Below are 18,651 nucleotides of genomic sequence, written 5' to 3'. Positions count from 1 at the left end.
AGCGGGGACGGCTCAGTCGGACGGGACGAGTGCCGCACCACCCAGCACCGACCCGGTGTCGGCGTCGAGCAGGACCAGGGAGCGGACCTCGTCGGGCAGTGACCACGGGTCGCTGAGCACGACGGTCAGCCCCTGTTCGACCCCGGCAGCCTGGAACAGGTCGTAGGACTCCCCGGCGGGCGTCCACACCGGCTTCGAGCCACCGCGCACCGTCCCCGCGGACAGCACGACGTCGACCGGGCCGTCCCCGCCGGTCTCCAGGTGGTCGATCTGCACCGCGAGGGTCTCGTCATCCGTGTTCCCGGCGATCCGCACGTGCCCGGAGGCCGCAGCACCGATGCCGACGATGTCACCGGACACCGGCGGGACGCGGCGCCACCACGGGTCGATGGGCGAACCGTCGACCGGACGGACGGGTTCGGGCTCGATCGGTTCCTCGAGGCCGTTGGACGGCGGCAGTCGGACGTCGGGCGACCGCGCCGGCTCGGAGGGCACGGGGTCGGCACGGGTGACCGAGTCGCCGTCGTCCGGTGCGTGCGAGATCGTCCACAGGGACGCCGAACCCACGACGACCACACCGACGAGGACACCCACCAGGGCGAACCGACGTCGGTCCGCTGCCCACGGCCCGGTACCCACGCCCCCATGATGCCGCACCGGCGTGCCGGACCGGCTGCGGGCCTCCAGGCCGGACGCGAACGCAGAACGCGCCCCGACGGATCGAGGCGCGTTCTGCGTGACGGGTGGGAGCGCTCAGCGCTTCCGGCGCTCGCGCACCCGCATGTTGACGTTGATCGGCGTGCCGGAGAAGCCCCAGACCTCGCGGAGGCGACGCGTGATGAAGCGTCGGTATTGCGGGTCGAGGAACGCCGACGTGAAGAGCACGAAGGTCGGCGGCTGGCTCGACGCCTGGGTCCCGAACAGGATGCGGGGCTGCTTGCCGCCGCGCACGGGGTGGGGGTGCTCCTGCACGAGCTCGGCGATGAAGGCGTTGACCTTGCCGGTCGGGATGCGGGTGTCCCACGACTCGAGAGCGGTCTCGAGCGCCGGCACGAGCTTCTCGAGGTGACGGCCGGTGCGGGCGGAGATGTTCACGCGCGGGGCCCAGGCGACGTGCGCCAGGTCCTGCTCGATCTCGCGCTCCAGGTAACGGCGGCGCTCGTCGTCGAGCAGGTCCCACTTGTTGTAGGCCAGCACGAGGGCACGGCCGGACTCGAGGACGAGGTCGATGATGCGGAGGTCCTGCACGGAGACCGGCTCGGTGACGTCGAGGACGACCACGGCGACCTCGGCCTTCTCGAGCGCCGCGGTGGTGCGGAGCGAGGCGTAGAAGTCGGCGCCCTGCTGCATGTGCACGCGCTTGCGGATGCCGGCGGTGTCGACGAAGCGCCACACCTTGCCGCCGAGCTCGATCTGCTCGTCCACCGGGTCGCGGGTGGTGCCGGCGATGTCGTTCACGACGACCCGCTCTTCACCGGCGGCCTTGTTGAGCAGCGAGCTCTTGCCGACGTTCGGGCGGCCGAGGATGGCCACGCGGCGGGGGCCGCCGACCTCCTGCTTGGCGACGGCCGAGGTGTCGGGCAGCGTCTTGATGATCAGGTCGAGCAGGTCCGCGACGCCGCGGCCGTGCAGGGCCGACACCGGGTGCGGCTCGCCGAGCCCGAGGTTCCAGAGCTCGTAGGCGTCGAGTTCACGGCGCTCGTCGTCGGCCTTGTTCGCGACGACGATGACGGGGCGGTCGGTGCCGCGGAGCATCTTGACGACGTGCTCGTCGGTGGCGGTGATCCCGACCGTGACGTCCACGACGAACAGGACGGCGTCGGCGAGGTCGATCGCGACCTCGGCCTGCGCGGCGACGGAGGCGTTGATGCCCTCGGCGCCGGGCTCCCAGCCGCCGGTGTCGACGAGCGTGAAGCGCTTGTCGTTCCAGTCGGCCTTGTAGCTGACGCGGTCGCGAGTGACGCCGGGGACGTCCTGCACGACGGCCTCACGACGACCGAGGATGCGGTTCACGAGCGCGGACTTGCCGACGTTCGGACGGCCGACGATCGCGAGCACCGGGTAGGCGGGCAGGTAGTGGACGCCGTCCTCGCCGACCTGACCGGCCTCGAGCAGGGCGAGGTCCTCGTCCTCGAGGTCGTACTCCTCGAGTCCGGCGCGGAGCGCGGTCGCGCGCTGCTCGGCCTCGGCCTCGTCGAGTCCGGCGAGCCGCTCGCCGAGGGCGTCGTCGTACCGGGGGAAGTCGTCGTTGTCCGGGTTGTCCAGCTGAGCCATCTTGGGTTCCTCGCGAGCGGCCGGGGCCGCGGTGTCGGTGGCCGTTGCCGGCCGGGGCCGGGGGTCCGGCCGTGGTGTGACCAGGCGGCCGAGGCCGTCCGGTCGTGCGTCAGTGCGTGGCCGCGCGGGCCAGGTCGACGACCGCCTGCACGGTCTGGTCGAAGTCGAGGTCGGTGGAGTCGAGCGTCGTGACGCCGTCGGCGGCGTTCATGAAGTCGACGACCTTCGCGTCCGCCGCGTCGCGACGAGCGAGTGCTGCGGAGGTCTCGGCGGCCGACTGGGTCGTGACCTCTGCCGAGCGTCGGGCCATTCTAACGGACTCGTCGGCCGTCAGCAGGATCCGGACCTCGGCGTCGGGTGCGACGACCGTGGTGATGTCCCGGCCCTCGGTGATGATGCCCGGGGCATCGGTCTTCCGCATGACGTTCCGGAACAGCTGGACCAGGCGCTTCCGGACGTCCGGGAGCTTCGCGATGTGGGCGACCGCGCCGGTGACGTCGGGGGTGCGGATGGCCTCGGTCACGTCGGTCTCCCCCACCTTGACGTAGTAGTCGTCGGGGTCGGTGCCGATGGCGTAGTCGAAGGTGTCCCAGCTCGCCAGGACCGCCGCGGCGTCGTCGAGGTCGACCTGCTGCTGCAGGGCGTGCCACGCGAGTGCACGGTAGGCGGCGCCGGTGTCCTGGTAGCCGTAGCCCAGGGCGCGGGCGGCCGCACGGGAGACGCTCGACTTGCCGCTGCCGGCGGGGCCGTCGACCGCGATGACGATCTTCGCCACGTAGGCGCCGTCGGCCAGGCCGGACGGCATCGGGGCGCTGGTCGAACCGGGCTCCCCGCCGGGTTCGCCGAGGCCGCCGGCCGGACCACCGAGCGGACCGCCCTCAGCGCCGCCGCGTGCCCCGTCACCGGGCGTCGGCGTCGGCAAGCCCGAGTCGGGCCCGTCGGTCCCACCGGCCGGAGCGCGTCCACTGATCACGCCAGAGTCGTTCGTGTCGTCGTTCAGGCCCATGCTGCTGCGATCCTCCATCCGCGCCCCTCGAGTTCCTCGACGAGTCGCTGTTCCTGCTCGGGCAGCACCGACACCTCGACGATGCCGATCTGTGCGCCCGGTGAGTGCTCGAGGCGCATGTCCTCGAGGTTGATGCCGATCTCCCCGATGAACGTCAGGAGTGCGGCGATCTGACCGGGGGTGTCGTCGACCAGGACGACCACCTGGGCGAAGCGCTTGGTGGTGCCGTGCTTGCCCGGCAGACGTTCGACGCCGCGGTTGCCGTCGGCGATGGTCTCGGCGATGGTGCGCGGCGAACCGGCACCGTCCGGGTCGCCGAGGGCGTCGATCACGCGGGACAGGTCGTCGCGCAGGTCGGTGAGCACCGGCCGGATGTGCCCGGCGTTCGCCCCGATGATCTGCACCCAGAGCCCGGGGTCGCTCGCGGCGATCCGGGTGACGTCGCGCACGCCGCCGCCGGCCAGGCCGAGCGACCCGTCGGGGGCGTCCCGCAGGCGCGAGGCCATCAGCGTCGACACGAGCTGCGGTGCGTGCGAGACGTACGCCACGGCGAGGTCGTGCGACTCGGGGTCCATCGGCACGACGGTGGCGCCGAGGTCGAGCGCGAGGTCCTCGACCGCCGCGGCGCGCTGGTACGTGATGCCGTCGTGCCCGGCGATCACCCACGGGCGCCCGAAGAACAGGTCGGCGCGGGCGGCCGTCGGCCCGCTGCGCTCACGCCCCGCCATCGGGTGCGAACCGATGTACCGGGAGACGTCGGCGCCGGCCGCCACCAGGGCGGCGAGCGGCCCGGACTTCACGCTGGCGACGTCGGTCACCACGGCGTCCGGGTACGCGGCGAGCTCACGCTCCACCACGGTCGCGACGACGTCCGGCGGCACCGCGACGACGACGAGCTCCGGCTGGTCGCCCGCAGCCGGTCGACGCCCGGCGCCGTAGTCCACGGCGAGCGCCAGCGCGGCGGGTGAGACGTCGTCGAGGACGACGTCCACGCCCTTCTCACGCAGGGCGAGACCGATCGAAGCACCGAGCAGCCCGGCACCGACGACCCGGACCGGGCCGCGCAGACGGCGGTCGATGTCGGTCGGGGTCAGGTCGGTCACCGGGCAAGCCTACCGATCGAGGCCCGGGCATCGGTCGATGCCCGGGCCTCGGGGTCGGTCAGTCCGCCGACTCGTCCTCGTACTCGCCGTCGTCCTGGTCGAGCGCGACGTCGCGGTCGTCACGAGCGGACGGCTTCGCGTCACGGACGGTGCTGAGCAGCTTGCCGACCTCGACCGTGCCGAGCTCGCGCATCTTGCCCGGCGGCAGACTGCCCAGGTGCAGCGGTCCGAACGACCGGCGGACGAGTTCGAGGACGGGGTGGTCGACGGCCTCGAGCATGCGACGGACGATGCGGTTGCGGCCGGAGTGCAGCGTGATCTCGACGAGCGACTCACCCCGCGAGGACTCGAGCAACCGCACCTTGTCGGCCTTGATCGGACCGTCCTCGAGCTCGACGCCCTCGGTCAGGCGCTGCACCACGGCGGGGTTCACGTTGCCGTGGACCTTCGCGATGTACGTCTTCTGCACGCCGAACGACGGGTGCGCCAGCACGTGTGCCAGGTCGCCGTCGTTCGTCAGGACGAGCAGCCCGGAGGTCTCGGTGTCGAGGCGGCCGACGTTGAACAGGCGCTCCTCGTACCGGTCCACGAACTCCGTCAGGTCGCGGCGACCGCGCTCGTCCTGCAGGCTCGAGACGACACCGGTCGGCTTGTTCAGCACGATGTAGCGCCGCGACGAGTCGATCTGCACGGGCACGCCGTCGACGCTGATCGCGTCCTTCTCGGGGTCGACGCGACGCCCGAGGGCGTCCACGACCTCGCCGTTGACCGTCACGCGGCCCTCGACAATCAGGTTCTCCGCGACCCGGCGGGATGCCACGCCGGCAGCGGCGATCACCTTCTGCAGGCGCTCACCCTCTGCCTGGAGGCTCGGCTCGGCCCCGGCAGGAGCCGTTCCGTCCGCCGCGTCCCAGTCCTCGATGATCGGCCGTTCGGGCGTGCCCTCGGCCGGGTTGCCCCGGTCGTCGCGCTGCCCGCTCGGCTTCGGCGTGGTGCGGTCGCTGTTGCGGACGCTCGTGGTGCCGCCGACGTAGCGGCGGCCGTTGTGCCAGACGCGGCTCTGCTGGCCGTCCGGCGTGCGGCGGTCGTCGCGGCCGCGGTCGTCGCGCCGGTCGTCGCGGGGAGCGGAGCTGCCACGGTCGTCGCGACCCCGGTACCCACCGCGGTCGTCGCGGGGAGCGGAGCTGCCACGGTCATCGCGGCCCCGGTACCCACCACGGTCGTCGCGGGGAGCGGAGCTGCCACGGTCATCGCGGCCCCGGTACCCACCGCGGTCGTCGCGCGGAGCGGAGTTGCCGCGGTACCCACCACGGTCACCGCCACCGGAACGGTCATCGCGACCCCGGTAGCCGCCACGGTCATCGCGCGGGGCCGAAGCCCCACGGTCGTCACGGCCGCGGTAGCCACCACGGTCGTCGCGCGGAGCCGCAGCCCCACGGTCGTCACGGCCGCGGTAGCCACCACGGTCATCGCGCGGTGCGGAGCTCCCGCGGTCGTCGCGACCCCGGTACCCACCACGGTCGTCACGCGGAGCCGAGCCTCGGTAGCCACCACGGTCGTCACGCGGAGCCGAAGCCCCACGGTCGTCGCGGCCGCGGTACCCACCGCGGTCGTCACGCGGAGCCGAGTTGCCGCGGTAGCCACCACGGTCGCCGCCACCGGCACGGTCATCGCGACCGCGGTAGCCGCCACGGTCATCACGCGGCGCCGAAGCCCCGCGGTACCCACCACGGTCGCCACCGCGGTCGTCGCGCGGAGCGGAAGCCCCACGGTCGTCACGACCGCGGTAGCCACCGCGATCGTCACGCGGAGCCGAGTTGCCGCGGTACCCACCACGGTCGCCGCCACCGGCACGGTCGTCCCGGCCCCGGTACCCACCACGGTCGTCACGCGGCGCCGAAGCCCCGCGGTACCCACCACGGTCGCCGCCGCGGTCGTCGCGCGACGGGTACCCGCCACGACGGTCGTCGTCGCGCGGCGGGCGTGCGCCCCCGCGGTCGTCGCGACCGTACCCGCCGGAGCGGCCACCGGCACTGGAACCGGCCCCGCCGCGTCCGCCGGCCGGGCGGCCGGAGCGATCCGGGCCTCCCGAGCGTCCGTTGCGGTCGTCTCGGTCTCGGGGCGCGCCGCGCCCCCGGTCGTCAAACCCTGCCATCGGGGATCCCTTCGTTCTGCTCGAAGCCGTCCGCACCGTCGTCCAGGAGGGGCGAGATGAGCGGCAGCTCGTCGAGCGAGTTGATGCCGAGCTGCTGCAGGAGCAGGTCGGACGTGACGTAGTTGATGGCGCCGGTCTCGGCGTCGGTGAACGACTCCTCGATGAGGCCGCGTGCCACCAGGGTTCGGACGACGCCGTCGACGTTGACGGCGCGGATCGCAGCGATCTGCGAGCGGGTGATCGGCTGCTTGTAGGCGACGACCGCCAGGGTCTCGAGTGCGGCCTGCGACAGCCGCGAGGGGCGCTCGGCCTCGACGAACTGCTCGACCACGGGGTCCAGGTCGGCGCGGACGTAGAAGCGCCAGCCGCCACCGACCTCGCGCAGTTCGAAGCCACGGCGGATCGTGCCGTCGACGCCGTCGAAGTCGGCGACCAGGCGTTCGATCGCCTGGCGGACGACGGGGACGGGCGACCCGACGGCAGCACCGAGGGCGACGAGTGACTGCGGCTGGTCGGCGATCATCAGGATGGCCTCGAGCTGCCGGTCGATGGGGATGGTGGGGTGGGACTGCGATGCGGCGCGCTCGTGGATCTCGTGCTCGATCGCGCGGGCGTCGGCCATCTCGTCAGCGCCGCCGGGTTCGGCGCTGGACGTGTCGTGCACGTCATCCGTCATAGTCGGCTCCCAGGTTCGCGAGGCTCTCGTCGGACCAGTCCTCGGCGGTCCACCGCAGTGTCAGCTCCCCGAGCGGCTCGAGCTGCTCGAACGAGATCGACGCGTTCCGGTACAGCTCGAGGATCGCGAGGAAGCGAGCCACCACGATACCCGTCTGGTCGACGCCCGCGACCAGTTCACGGAACGAGACGCCCTCACCAACGCGGGTGCGGAGGATCGAGACGACGATCGCGGCCTGTTCGCGGATGCTGATGAGCGGGGCGTGCAGGTGGTCGAGGCCGACGGTCGGGATCTCCCGCGGGGCGAAGGCCAGCGCGGCCAGTGCGGCGAAGTCCTGCACCGACAGGGTCCAGACGAGCTCCGGCGTCCGTGCGCGGAACCGCTCCTCGAGCCGGACGCTGCGGACGTGCCGGCGCGACTCGACGCCCCAGCGCTCCCCGAACCAGTCGGCGGCCTGCTTGAATGCCCGGTACTGCAGCAGTCGGGCGAACAGCAGGTCGCGGGCCTCGAGCAGGGCGACGTCCTCGGCGTCCACGAGCTCACCCTGGGGCAGCAGCCCGACGATCTTCAGGTCGAGCAGCGTCGCCGCGACGACCAGGAACTCGCTGGCCTCGTCGAGCTCGTCGGCGGACTCGGCCTGCCGGACGTACTGGATGAACTCCCCCGTCACGGCACCGAGCGACACCTCGGTGATGTCGAGCTCGTGCTTCGTGATGAGCGACAGCAGGAGGTCGAACGGTCCGTCGAAGTTGGCGAGCCGGACCCGGAACCCCGCGTCAGGCGACGGCGCCACGCTGGACGAGCTCTCGTGCGAGCTGCCGGTAGGCGTGGGCGGCAGGGTGGTCCGGCGCGGTCTGCGTGATCGGACGTGCGGACACCGTGGCGTCCGGGAACTTCACGGTGCGGCCGATGACGGTGTCGAGCACGCGGTCGTCGAAGGTGTCGACGACCCGCTCCATGACCTCGCGCGAGTGCAGCGTGCGCGAGTCGTACATCGTCGCCAGGATGCCGTCGAGCTTGAGCGCCGGGTTGAGGCGGTCGCGCACCTTGTCGATCGTCTCGATGAGCAGCGCGACACCGCGGAGCGCGAAGAACTCGCACTCGAGCGGGATGAGCACGCCGTGCGCCGCGGTCAGGGCGTTCACGGTGAGCAGGCCGAGCGACGGCTGGCAGTCGACCAGGATCACGTCGTAGTCGTTCGCGACCTTGCGCAGCACGCTCGCCAGGATCTGCTCGCGGGCGACCTCGTTGACCAGGTGCACCTCGGCGGCGGACAGGTCGATGTTCGCCGGGATGACGTCGAGGCCGGGGGTGTTCGTCGGCTGGATGACCTGGTTCGGGTCCTTCACGGCACCCATGAGCAGGTCGTACACGGTGTGGATGTCGTGCGTCCTGACGCCGAGGCCCGCGGACAGCGCGCCCTGCGGGTCGAAGTCGACGGCGAGGACCTTGCGGCCGTACTCCGCGAGCGCGGCGCCCAGGTTGATGGCCGTCGTGGTCTTGCCGACGCCGCCCTTCTGGTTGCAGAGCGCGATGATGCGGGCGGGGCCGGTGCTGTCGAGCTCCTCGGGCACGGGGAAGTCCCGGACGGGACGCCCCGTCGGACCGTGGGTGGTCGCGCCGGTGGGGTTGGTCGTCGGGTTCGGGCTCACCCCGTCATCGTACCGGCGACCTCGGGCTGGGCCGGGTCGCACCGCCGCACTGCTGCTCGTCAGGCAGCGCGCAGGGCGACGCGCATGCTGTCGACCCGCTCCGCGATCACGGGGTCGGTCGACCACCGCTGCTGCAGCCGACCGACGAGCTCGCCGACCTGCTCGCGGTCGAGCCCCGGGTGCAGCGCCAGTCCCACCGTCAGCTCCGGCCCGGCGAACCGTCCGACCGGGTCGCCCGGCGCGAGTTCGACACGGGCGACGCTGGACTCTCCCTCGACCGAGGCCGCGAAGGCGCGGGCCACCTCGGGGTCCTCGAAGCACGGGGTCCACGGCAGGTCCTGCCCGAGCGCCCACACCGCCGGACGACGCAGCACGAACTCGGTCGGCGACTTCGGGTCGAGCACGACGAGCTGGGTGTCCTCGCTCGCCGCGGCCATCGCCACACGGCGGGACTCCACCGGCACCGGGCGCGCGTCCGGGTCCCACGCGTGCATGGTGTCGACCGAGGTGAACGCCGGCATCACGCTGCGACCGTCCGGACCGGCGACCGTCACGATCGAGAGTTCCTGGGTCTTGTCGACGAGCTTGCCCTGATCGGTTTCCCCCACGTCACCGGCCTCGGCGATGAGCGGGATGAGCAGGCGGGCGGTCCGGAGCGCCTCGACGATCGCCGCCTGGGACGCACCGTCGGCGATCGCACCGATGGCCGCGACCACCGCGGGGTCGGCGAGTCCGTCGTCGTCGGCGAACGCGGTGTCGTGGTGGTCGAACGTGCGGCCTTCCCACGAGAAGCCCGCCGAGTCCGCGGCCCCGCCAGGGGTGTGCGCGTCGTCGGCGTCCGGCCCGGTGCCGCGGCCGTTCGAGATGCCCGCCACGGCGCTACTCGGAGGCGATGTCGAGTGCGGCCGGCAGCGTGAACGCCCCGGAGTACAGCGCCTTGCCGATGATCGCGCCCTCGAGCCCGTACGGCACGAGTTCGCGGAGCGCACGGAGGTCGTCGAGCGTCGAGATCCCGCCGGAGGCCACCACGGGCTGGTCGGTCCGGTCGCACACCTGGCGGAGCAGTTCGACGTTGGGGCCCTGCAGCGTGCCGTCCTTCGTGACGTCGGTCACCACGTAGCGGGCGCACCCGGCGGCTTCCAGCCGGTCTAGCACCTCCCACAGGTCACCGGCGTCCTCGGTCCAGCCGCGGCTCGAGAGCGTGGTGCCGCGGACGTCCAGCCCGACGGCGATCTGCTCGCCGTACTCACCGATCACCCGCGCTGCCCAGTCCGGGTTCTCGAGCGCCGCGGTGCCGAGGTTCACGCGCGCCGCACCGGTCGCCAGTGCCGCTTCGAGCGAGGCATCGTCGCGGATCCCGCCGGACAGCTCGACCGAGACACCCTCGACCTCGCGGACGGCGTGCGCGATCACGCGGCGGTTGTCGCCACGACCGAAGGCCGCGTCGAGGTCGACGAGGTGGATCCACTCGGCGCCCTGGTCACGCCAGGTCCGGGCAGCGGCGACGGGGTCGCCGTAGCCGGTCTCGCTCCCCGCCTCGCCCTGGGTGAGTCGCACGGCCTGTCCGTCGACGACGTCGACAGCCGGCAGCAGGACGAGGGGCGGGGTGTCGGTGAGGTCGGTCATGGTCCTGTCGGTTTCGTTGCGGTGGAGAAGGGGCTGCGGACAGCCGGGAGGCCCGGTGCGCGTCCGGCGCGGCCGTCGCGCCCGGTGCCGGCCGGGTTCAGAGCGTGCGGACCCAGTTGGAGAGCAGGCGGATGCCCGGCTCGCCGGACTTCTCGGGGTGGAACTGCGTGGCGGTGAGCGGCCCGTTCTCGACCGCGGCGATGAACGGCTGCCCGTGCTCGGCCCAGGTCAGACGGGGCGCGCGGAACGGCCCGTACGCCTCGAGCGGGAAGTCGGTCACGCCGTAGGAGTGCACGAAGTAGAAGCGCTCGTCGTGCAGCCCGTCGAACAGCACGGAGTCCTCGGGGGCCTGCACGGTGTTCCAGCCCATGTGCGGCAGCACCTCGGCCTGGATCTCCTGCACGGTGCCCGGCCACTGGCCGAGCCCTTCGACATCGGCACCACGCTCGATGCCCCGCGAGAACAGGACCTGCATGCCGACGCAGATGCCGAGGACGGGTCGCCCGCCGGCCAGACGGTGGTCGACGATCTCGCCGCCCTGCACGCCCTCGAGCTGGTCGATCACGGCGGCGAACGCCCCGACGCCGGGGACGAGCAGGCCGTCGGCCTTGAGCGCCGCCTGCTTGTCCGAGGTGAGGGTGACCTCGGCGCCGGCGCGCTCGAGTGCCTTGGCGGCGGAGTGGACGTTCCCCGACCCGTAGTCGAGGACGACGACGTTCGGCTTGGCGGTTGTCACAGGGCGCCCTTCGTGGAGGGGATGCCGTCGACGCGCGGGTCCAGCTCGACCGCCTTGCGCATGGCTCGGGCGAACGCCTTGAACTCGGCTTCGGCGATGTGGTGGGGGTCGCGGCCCTCGAGCACGCGGACGTGGACGGTGATGCCGGCGTTGAACGTGATCGCCTCGAACACGTGGCGGACCATCGAGCCGGTGAAGTGGCCGCCGATGCGGTGGAACTCGAAGCCCGCGGGCTCGCCGGAGTGCACCAGGAACGGACGCCCGGAGACGTCGACGACGGCCTGGGCCAGCGCTTCGTCCAACGGGACCAGGGCGTCGCCGTACCGGCCGATGCCGGAGCGGTCGCCGAGGGCCTGCTTGATCCCCTGTCCGAGCACGATGCCGGTGTCCTCGACCGTGTGGTGCACGTCGATGTCGGTGTCACCCGTCGAGCGCACCCGCAGGTCGATCAGGGAGTGCTTGCTGAACGCGGTCAGCATGTGGTCGAAGAACGGGACGGAGGTCGAGATCGACGAGGTCCCGGTACCGTCCAGGTCGAGCTCGAGTTCGACACTCGATTCGCTCGTCGAACGGCTGATCGAGGCGGTGCGGGCGGTCATGCCTCAACCCTAACCGGCGGCTGCTCGGCGGCGACCTGCCTCATGGCGTCGAGGAACGCGGTCGTCTCGGCTTCGGTCCCCGCACTCACCCGCAGGTGGTTCGGGATCCCGAGGTCGCGCACGATGACGTCGCGCTCGAGCAGCGCTTCGAACGCGGCGTTCGGGTCGGCGACACCACCGAACAGGACGAAGTTCGACCAGGTCTCGTAGGTGCGGTACCCCATGTCCCGCAGCTCGGTGACCATGCGGTCGCGCTGCGCCTTGATGTCGTCGACCATCGCCAGCATCTCGGGGGCGTGCCGGAGTGCCGCGATCGCCGCCGCCTGGGTCAGCGCGGACAGGTGGTACGGCAGCCGGACCAGCCGGACGGCGTCGACGACGGCGGGGTGCGCGGCCATGTACCCGACCCGGGCACCGGCGAACGCGAACGCCTTGCTCATCGTGCGGGAGACCACCAGGCGCTCACGACCGGGCAGCAGCGTGAGGGCACTCGGGGCGTCGGACGGCATGAACTCGGCGTACGCCTCGTCCACCATCACGATGCCGTCGGTCGCGTCGTAGGCGGCCGCGATCGTCTCGATGTCGAGCGGGGTGCCGGTCGGGTTGTTCGGCCCGCACAGGAACACGATGTCCGGCTGGTGCTCTCGGATCGCCGCCACGACGGTCTCGGGCGAGATGCGGAACTCGTCGTCGCGCTGGGCAGGGATCCACCTGGTGCCGGTGCCCGACGCGAGGATCGAGTGCATCGAGTAGGTGGGCGGGAACCCGAGCACCGAGCGACCGGGTCCGCCGAACGCCTGGAGGAGCTGCTGCAACACCTCGTTCGACCCGTTCGCCGCCCAGAGTTGCTCGGCGGTCAGGTCGTGTCCGAGGTAGTCGGCGAGCGACTGCCGGAGCTCGGTGAACTCGCGGTCCGGGTAGCGGTTGACCGTCAGCAGGGCCTGCCGGATCGACTCGACGATGTCAGCAGCGACGTCGTCCGGAACGGGATGCGTGTTCTCGTTGACGTTGAGCTGCACGCGGACGTGCTTCTGCGGGGCGCCGTACGGGCTCTGCCCGCGCAGGTCGTCTCGGATCGGGAGGTCTTCGAGCGTGAATGCCACCGATCCATCGTAGGCCGCTGTCACCGTGCGACGACCAGCCGTCTGGACGGCGCTGCCCGAGTGGCTACTCGCCGTCGGTGTACTTGGTGGGGATGGCGATCTCTTCGCCGGCCTGCAGCGCGGAGCCGTCGAGCGCGTTGAGGCTCACGACGTCCTGCACGAAGTCACGCGGGTCCGAGTTCGGCGCCGTCTGCTCGGCGAGCTGCCAGAGCGTCTCGCCCGGCTGGATCGTCACGGTCTCGAACTGGGTGCGGGCGCCGCCGGCGGTGGCGTCTCCGGCGGAGGCCTGCCCGCCGTTCAGCACGCCGAGGGCGACGACGATGAGGAGCGGGAGCGCGGCGAGCGTCGTGAAGACGATGCGGCCGCGACGCGTCAGACGCAGGCGGGTACGCACGGCGGGCGCCGCGGTGCGCTGGATGTCAGCGATGGCGATGGTGCTCATGTCGTTCTTGCCTTCCCGTTCGGTGGAACCGAAGTCGTGTACCGAACATAGTTTCGAATCAGACGACGCACAAGTCCTGGGAGTGGATTTCTGCGGGGTTTTCTTGCGACACGCTCGAACAGGTGTTTGTCCGGCCCTGGCTGGTCGGATACTGTTTCGATCGACTGGGACAAGCCTGGCGGGGACCACCGACATTCCCGCCGCGGCCGGACCGGCACCGACGAAAGCGAGACGACGTGGTGGACGAACTGCGGGGCCAGAAGCCGCTGACGCCGAAGCAGCAGGCGATCTTCGACGCGATCCGTGCGTCGATCGCCTCACGGGGCTACCCGCCGAGCATGCGCGAGATCGGTGACGCCGCCGGGCTCTCCTCGCTCTCCAGCGTCTCCCACCAGCTCGGCCAGCTCGAGCTCGGGGGCTGGATCCGCCGCGACCCGAACCGCCCGCGCGCGCTCGAGGTCCTGGTCGACGAGCCGTCGTCCGACGTCGGCGGCCCGGACATCGATGCCACCACGCTCGTGCCGCTCGTCGGCCGGATCGCCGCCGGTGTCCCGATCACCGCCGAGCAGCACGTCGACGAGATCATCCCGCTCCCCCGACAGCTCGTCGGCACCGGCGAGCTGTTCATGCTCAAGGTCGTCGGTGAGTCGATGATCGACGCCGCGATCTGCGACGGGGACTGGGTCGTCGTCCGGTCGCAGCAGACCGCCGAGAACGGTGACATCGTCGCGGCCATGCTCGACGAAGAGGCGACGGTCAAGGTCTTCCGCCAGCGCGACGGTCACACGTGGCTGCTGCCGCGCAACTCCGCCTTCGAGCCGATCCTCGGCGACTCCGCCTCCGTGCTCGGCAAGGTCGTCGCGGTCCTCCGCTCCCTCTGACCGCGGCTCGCGCTGCACCAGCGCGAGCCGCCGTCGTCACCGTACGACGCCCCATGCACGACGAAACGCCGCCGGATCCGGCGGCGTTTCGTGTGTTCCGGGGCGTCTCGGCGACGTGACGGCGTCCGGCGGACCCGTGACGGGCCTCCAGGCCGCGCGGCAGCGCTTCCCAGCGCCAGCGCCCGCCGGAGGTGACCGTCAGACGGTGGGAACCGGCGTGACCACGTAGGGCTCGAGCTCGGAGACCTGCCGCTGGAAGACGCGCACTCGCAGGCGCGTGCCGTCCTCGACGTAGTCGACGGACTCGACCGAGCCGGTGTCGTGCAGCGACGACACCAGGTCGCCGCGGTCGTACGGCACCACGATCGTCAGGTCGACGTCGGGCTCCGGCAGGCGGTCCTCGATGACGCTGAGGACCTCCGGGATGCCCTCGCCGGTGCGCGCCGACACGAACACCGCGTCCGGCACGAGTCCGATGAGCACGAGGCGCTGCGCGTCGTCGATCAGGTCGGCCTTGTTGAAGACGACGATCTCCGGGATGTCACCCGCACCGACGTCGCCGATGACCTCGCGCACGGTGGACAGCTGCGCACCGGGGTCGGGGTGCGAGCCGTCGACCACGTGCACGATGACGTCGGCGTCGCCGACCTCTTCGAGGGTGGAGCGGAAGGCCTCGACGAGCTGGTGCGGCAGGTTGCGTACGAAACCGACCGTGTCGACGAACGTGAACTCCCGGCCCTTGGCGCTCTCGGTCCGACGGACGGTGGCGTCCAGCGTCGCGAACAGCTGGTTCTGCACCAGCACGCCCGCGCTCGTCAGCCGGTTGAGGAGCGACGACTTGCCGGCGTTGGTGTAGCCCGCGATCGCGACACTGGGGACCTCGTTGCGGTTGCGCTCGGCACGCTTGGCCTCGCGGGCCGGAGTGAACCCGGCGATCTGCCGGCGGAGCTTCGCCATCCGCGTGTGGATCTTGCGGCGGTCGAGCTCCATCTTCGTCTCACCGGGGCCACGAGAGCCCATGCCAGCGCCTCCGGAGACCTGGCCACCTGCCTGTCGGGACATCGAGTCACCCCAACCGCGCAGTCGAGGCAGCAGGTACTGCAGCTGGGCGAGTTCGACCTGCGCCTTCCCCTCGCGGGTCTTCGCGTGCTGGCTGAAGATGTCGAGGATCACGGCCGTGCGGTCGATGACCTTCACCTTCACGACGTCCTCGAGCGCACGACGCTGCGAGGGTGCCAGTTCGGTGTCGGCGATGACCGTGTCGGCGCCGGTGGCCTTGACGACCATCGCGAGCTCCTGGGCTTTGCCCTTGCCCAGGTAGGTGGCCGGGTCCGGGTTCGGCCGGCGCTGGAGGAGCCCGTCGAGCACCACGGCGCCCGCGGTCTCGGCGAGTGCCGCGAGCTCGCGGAGGGAGTTCTCGGCGTCCGAGGCGTCGCCCTGGGGGTAGACGCCGATCAGGACGACCTGCTCGAGCCGCAGCTGGCGGTACTCGACCTCGGTGACGTCCTCGAGTTCGGTGGAGAGGCCGGCGACACGGCGCAACGCCGCACGGTCCTCACGGTCGTACTGGTCGCCGTCGCCGGTCCAACTGCGGTCGTCGACCGACTGCGTCTGGATGGCCTGGGCGGGTGCGAAGATGGACGATGCTGCGCGGTGGTCTGCGTTGCGCAACACCCTCTCGACGACACCGTCTGCGCTGTCGTCGTTGGTCTGGTGGTTCTGCTGATGGGTATCCGTCATCCTGTGCACAGGCTACCTCTGGAGGCCCTGCGACACACTCGGTTGCCGGTACGGTTCATCCATGGCGAACGACCACTACTTCTCGGCCAGCCCCGAGAGCGAACTCCGGCCGCGCCAGGTGCACGTCACGCTCGCCGGTCAGCCCCTCACCCTGTCGACCGCGGCGGGGGTCTTCAGCCCCGACGGCGTCGACCGCGGCACGAAGGTCCTGCTCGGTTCGGTGCCCGCACCCGCTGCCGACGGAGCGCTGCTCGACATCGGCTGCGGCTGGGGCCCGATCGCGATCACGATGGCCCTGCAGTCCCCCGACGCCCAGGTGTGGGGTGTCGACGTCAACGAGCGGGTGCTCGGGCTCGCGCGCGCCAACGCTGCTGCTGCGGGGGCGTCGAACGTCACGGTCGCGCTGCCCGACGACGTGCCGGCCGACCTGCGCTTCCGCACGATCTGGTCGAACCCGCCGATCCGTGTCGGCAAGGACGAGCTGCACCAGATCCTGCTGACGTGGCTGCCCCGGCTCGAGGTCGGGGGCGACGCCTGGCTCGTCGTGTCGAAGGACCTCGGGGGTGACTCGTTGCAGAAGTGGCTCGTCGGGGCGCTCGGCTCGGGGTTCGCGGTCACGCGGGAGTCGACGGCCAAGGGCTTCCGCGTCCTCCGGGTGCGTCGCAGCGCGTAGGGCGCGTGCGCACTTCGTGTGCGTGCACTTCGTGAGCAGGAATGGTCGGGTCGCCGCTGGGCACCCGACCATTTCTGCTCACGAAACGGCAACGAGCCGAAGCGCCGCCGCTCCGCGTCAGACCGTCAGACCGTCAGACCGTCAGGTCGCCGGAGAACACGAGCTCGGCGGGACCGGACAACGACACGTGCTCGCCGTCCTCGGTCGCCGTCATCCGCACCGTCAGCAGCCCGCCCGGCACCCGCACGCGCCAGGTGTCCGGCGCCCCCGCACCGACCCAGTAGCGCGTCGCGAGGGCAGCGGCGACCGCCCCGGTGCCGCACGAGAGCGTCTCACCGCTCCCCCGCTCGTGCACCCGCATCGTGATCTCGCCGACGCCGTCCTTGATCAAGGGGTCGCCGGGCAGCACGAACTCGACGTTCGCCCCGTGCTCCGGTGCCGGGTCGAGCACCGGCAGGAAGGTCAGGTCGAGGTCGGCCAGTTCGTCCTCGGTCTCGACGGCGACGACCACGTGCGGGTTGCCCACGTCGATGCCGATGCCGGGCCGCGCCCCGTCGAGGTTCTTCGCCCGGACGAGCACGTCGTCGGAACCACCGCCCTCGATGCCCAGGCCCCAGCGGCCGAGGTCGGCGGCGAAACCGTTCGTGGTGCGCTGGATGTCGACCAGCCCCTTGCGACTGCCGACGGTGAGCGTCTCGCCGGGAGCGAGCTCGACCAGGCCGGACTCGGTCAGGTACCGGGCGAACACGCGGATGCCGTTGCCGCACATCTCCGCGACCGTGCCGTCAGCGTTGTGGTAGTCCATGAACCAGGTCGCCTCGGGCTCGACGGCCACGAGCGCCCGCCCCTCGGGGATCGCCTCGGACCGCACGGCGCGGATCACGCCGTCGCCGCCCACGCCGAAGCGCCGGTCCGCGATGGCGCGGATCCGCTCGGGGGTCAGGTCGACGGTGGCGTCGGGGTCGGCGAACAGGACGAAGTCGTTGCCGGTCCCCTGGCCCTTGGTGAAGTGCAGCTCGGTCACGGCACGATCCTACGGGCCAGTTCCGTCAGGTCGCCGCGGTCCGCGCCCGTGACGTCGAGCGTCTCGGCATCGGCGTACCGGCGGAACCACGACACCTGCCGCCGGGCGTACTTCCGGGTCGCGATGCCGGTCGCCTCGACCGCCTGTTCGCGGGTCGCCGTGCCGGCGAGCACCTCGAGCGCCTGCGAGTACCCGATCGCGCCCCGCGCGGTCTTGCCCTGCTCGAGTCCCTGCTCGCGGAGGGCCGCGACCTCGTCGACGAGTCCGGCCTCGAACATCCGCGTGGCCCGCTCGTGCAGCGCCGACACGAGCTGCTCGCGGTCACGCCGCAGGTGCAGGATCCGGGACGGTCGCCAGGCGCGGGGCGCGGCCGGGAGGCTCGGGGTCACGACCTCGGATCGGCTCGCGATCTCGAGTGCACGGATCAACCGCCGTGGGTTGCGCGCGTCGATCGTCGCGGCGGCCGCCGAGTCGAGGGCGCGGAGTCGCTCGAGCAGGATGCCCGGGCCGAGCTCCTCGTGCTCGCGCTCGAGCTGCGCACGGAGCTCGGGGTCGGTGCCCGGGAACGCCAGGTCGAACAACACCGCGGAGACGTACAGGCCGCTGCCGCCGACGAGGACGGCCACGCCACCGTCGGCCTGGATCCGGTCGACGTCGGCCCGGGCGGCGACCTGGTAGGCGGCGACACTCGCCTCGTCGGTGACGTCGAGCACGTCGAGCTGGTGGTGCGGGATGCCGTGCCGCTCGGCCGGCGGCAGCTTCGCGGTGCCGATGTCCATGCCCCGGTACAGCTGCATGGCGTCCGCGTTGATGATCTCCGCGTTCCGGCCCGCAGCACGCAACCGTTCCGCGATCGCGATCCCGAGGTCGGACTTCCCGGTGCCCGTCGCCCCGACGACTGCGATCAGGTCCGCGGCGTCACCGGACGCGAGCAACGCGGCGCTCGTCGGCACAGCCCCGG

The 18,651-nt window shown here is 71.7% G+C and carries 19 protein-coding genes; 2 read left to right on the top strand and 17 right to left on the bottom strand.

Features of this window, described 5'->3' with window-relative positions:
- Positions 1–12 precede the first annotated feature (12 nt).
- The 14 genes from DEJ03_RS11905 to DEJ03_RS11840 all read right to left on the bottom strand — a co-directional run bounded on the left by DEJ03_RS11905 (position 13) and on the right by DEJ03_RS11840 (position 13,372).
- Positions 13–639: a hypothetical protein gene (locus DEJ03_RS11905; RefSeq protein WP_146237709.1), complete on the bottom strand. Its 627-nt coding sequence runs from the start codon at positions 637–639 to the stop codon at positions 13–15.
- Between the two features lie 114 nt (positions 640–753).
- A complete protein-coding gene (der, locus tag DEJ03_RS11900; RefSeq protein WP_071405612.1) occupies positions 754–2,274 on the bottom strand; it encodes a ribosome biogenesis GTPase Der in 1,521 nt (506 codons plus the stop codon).
- A gap of 109 nt (positions 2,275–2,383) precedes the next feature.
- Positions 2,384–3,079 (bottom strand): (d)CMP kinase, encoded by a 696-nt coding sequence (gene cmk, locus DEJ03_RS11895; RefSeq protein ID WP_071405656.1) that lies wholly within the window; start codon positions 3,077–3,079, stop codon positions 2,384–2,386.
- A gap of 191 nt (positions 3,080–3,270) precedes the next feature.
- Positions 3,271–4,383: a prephenate dehydrogenase gene (locus DEJ03_RS11890; protein WP_110864751.1), complete on the bottom strand. Its 1,113-nt coding sequence runs from the start codon at positions 4,381–4,383 to the stop codon at positions 3,271–3,273.
- 58 nt (positions 4,384–4,441) lie between these two features.
- Positions 4,442–5,230: a pseudouridine synthase gene (locus DEJ03_RS18250; protein ID WP_258370810.1), complete on the bottom strand. Its 789-nt coding sequence runs from the start codon at positions 5,228–5,230 to the stop codon at positions 4,442–4,444.
- 1,294 nt (positions 5,231–6,524) lie between these two features.
- Positions 6,525–7,214 (bottom strand): SMC-Scp complex subunit ScpB, encoded by a 690-nt coding sequence (gene scpB, locus DEJ03_RS11880; protein WP_258370791.1) that lies wholly within the window; start codon positions 7,212–7,214, stop codon positions 6,525–6,527.
- Entirely contained in the window at positions 7,204–8,007 is an 804-nt protein-coding gene (locus DEJ03_RS11875; protein ID WP_181422690.1) for a ScpA family protein, read from the bottom strand. Before DEJ03_RS11875 ends, scpB begins: the two co-directional genes overlap by 11 nt.
- Positions 7,991–8,866: a ParA family protein gene (locus tag DEJ03_RS11870; protein WP_017885900.1), complete on the bottom strand. Its 876-nt coding sequence runs from the start codon at positions 8,864–8,866 to the stop codon at positions 7,991–7,993. Before DEJ03_RS11870 ends, DEJ03_RS11875 begins: the two co-directional genes overlap by 17 nt.
- Positions 8,867–8,925: 59 nt before the next feature.
- A complete protein-coding gene (locus tag DEJ03_RS11865) occupies positions 8,926–9,741 on the bottom strand; it encodes an SseB family protein (RefSeq protein ID WP_110864748.1) in 816 nt (271 codons plus the stop codon).
- A gap of 4 nt (positions 9,742–9,745) precedes the next feature.
- Positions 9,746–10,492: a bifunctional 1-(5-phosphoribosyl)-5-((5-phosphoribosylamino)methylideneamino)imidazole-4-carboxamide isomerase/phosphoribosylanthranilate isomerase PriA gene (gene priA, locus DEJ03_RS11860; RefSeq protein ID WP_017885902.1), complete on the bottom strand. Its 747-nt coding sequence runs from the start codon at positions 10,490–10,492 to the stop codon at positions 9,746–9,748.
- A 97-nt stretch (positions 10,493–10,589) separates the two neighbouring features.
- A complete protein-coding gene (hisH, locus tag DEJ03_RS11855) occupies positions 10,590–11,228 on the bottom strand; it encodes an imidazole glycerol phosphate synthase subunit HisH (protein ID WP_110864747.1) in 639 nt (212 codons plus the stop codon).
- Complete coding sequence (gene hisB, locus DEJ03_RS11850) at positions 11,225–11,827, bottom strand: imidazoleglycerol-phosphate dehydratase HisB (protein WP_110864746.1); 603 nt, start codon at positions 11,825–11,827, stop codon at positions 11,225–11,227. Before hisB ends, hisH begins: the two co-directional genes overlap by 4 nt.
- On the bottom strand, positions 11,824–12,930 hold the full coding sequence (locus tag DEJ03_RS11845; protein WP_110864745.1) for a histidinol-phosphate transaminase: 1,107 nt from the start codon (positions 12,928–12,930) through the stop codon (positions 11,824–11,826). Before DEJ03_RS11845 ends, hisB begins: the two co-directional genes overlap by 4 nt.
- A 64-nt stretch (positions 12,931–12,994) precedes the next feature.
- Positions 12,995–13,372 (bottom strand): LysM peptidoglycan-binding domain-containing protein, encoded by a 378-nt coding sequence (locus DEJ03_RS11840; RefSeq protein ID WP_027464774.1) that lies wholly within the window; start codon positions 13,370–13,372, stop codon positions 12,995–12,997.
- Positions 13,373–13,608: 236 nt separating this feature from the next.
- Here DEJ03_RS11840 and lexA point away from each other — a divergent pair, with 236 nt between their 5' ends.
- Positions 13,609–14,253, top strand: coding sequence for a transcriptional repressor LexA (gene lexA, locus DEJ03_RS11835; protein WP_110864744.1), 645 nt, complete (start codon positions 13,609–13,611; stop codon positions 14,251–14,253).
- A gap of 198 nt (positions 14,254–14,451) precedes the next feature.
- Here lexA and hflX read toward each other — a convergent pair whose 3' ends face one another.
- Positions 14,452–15,993: a GTPase HflX gene (gene hflX, locus DEJ03_RS11830; RefSeq protein ID WP_110864743.1), complete on the bottom strand. Its 1,542-nt coding sequence runs from the start codon at positions 15,991–15,993 to the stop codon at positions 14,452–14,454.
- Between the two features lie 61 nt (positions 15,994–16,054).
- Between hflX and DEJ03_RS11825 the strand changes: the two genes are divergently transcribed.
- Positions 16,055–16,666 (top strand): class I SAM-dependent methyltransferase, encoded by a 612-nt coding sequence (locus DEJ03_RS11825; protein WP_110864742.1) that lies wholly within the window; start codon positions 16,055–16,057, stop codon positions 16,664–16,666.
- Positions 16,667–16,799: 133 nt separating this feature from the next.
- Here the strand turns inward: DEJ03_RS11825 and dapF are convergent, their stop codons facing one another.
- Positions 16,800–17,690 (bottom strand): diaminopimelate epimerase, encoded by an 891-nt coding sequence (gene dapF, locus DEJ03_RS11820; RefSeq protein ID WP_027464770.1) that lies wholly within the window; start codon positions 17,688–17,690, stop codon positions 16,800–16,802.
- Complete coding sequence (miaA, locus tag DEJ03_RS11815) at positions 17,687–18,625, bottom strand: tRNA (adenosine(37)-N6)-dimethylallyltransferase MiaA (protein ID WP_258370809.1); 939 nt, start codon at positions 18,623–18,625, stop codon at positions 17,687–17,689. Before miaA ends, dapF begins: the two co-directional genes overlap by 4 nt.
- Positions 18,626–18,651: the final 26 nt, after the last annotated feature.

Origin of the sequence: Curtobacterium sp. MCLR17_043 (assembly GCF_003224215.1) — a bacterium.
GTDB lineage: Bacteria > Actinomycetota > Actinomycetes > Actinomycetales > Microbacteriaceae > Curtobacterium > Curtobacterium flaccumfaciens.
The sequence above is the reverse complement of the archived record's forward strand: the minus strand, read 5'-3'. Positions and strand labels throughout refer to the sequence as shown.

Excerpts from the sequence above, each read along its gene's own strand:
- der (WP_071405612.1), bottom strand. The coding sequence starts at position 2,274 with ATGGCTCAGCTGGACAACCCGGACAACGACGACTTCCCCCGGTACGAC.
- cmk (WP_071405656.1), bottom strand. The coding sequence starts at position 3,079 with ATGCCGTCCGGCCTGGCCGACGGCGCCTACGTGGCGAAGATCGTCATC.
- scpB (WP_258370791.1), bottom strand. The coding sequence starts at position 7,214 with ATGACGGATGACGTGCACGACACGTCCAGCGCCGAACCCGGCGGCGCT.
- priA (WP_017885902.1), bottom strand. The coding sequence starts at position 10,492 with ATGACCGACCTCACCGACACCCCGCCCCTCGTCCTGCTGCCGGCTGTC.
- hisB (WP_110864746.1), bottom strand. The coding sequence starts at position 11,827 with ATGACCGCCCGCACCGCCTCGATCAGCCGTTCGACGAGCGAATCGAGT.
- DEJ03_RS11840 (WP_027464774.1), bottom strand. The coding sequence starts at position 13,372 with ATGAGCACCATCGCCATCGCTGACATCCAGCGCACCGCGGCGCCCGCC.
- hflX (WP_110864743.1), bottom strand. The coding sequence starts at position 15,993 with ATGACGGATACCCATCAGCAGAACCACCAGACCAACGACGACAGCGCA.
- DEJ03_RS11825 (WP_110864742.1), top strand. The coding sequence starts at position 16,055 with ATGGCGAACGACCACTACTTCTCGGCCAGCCCCGAGAGCGAACTCCGG.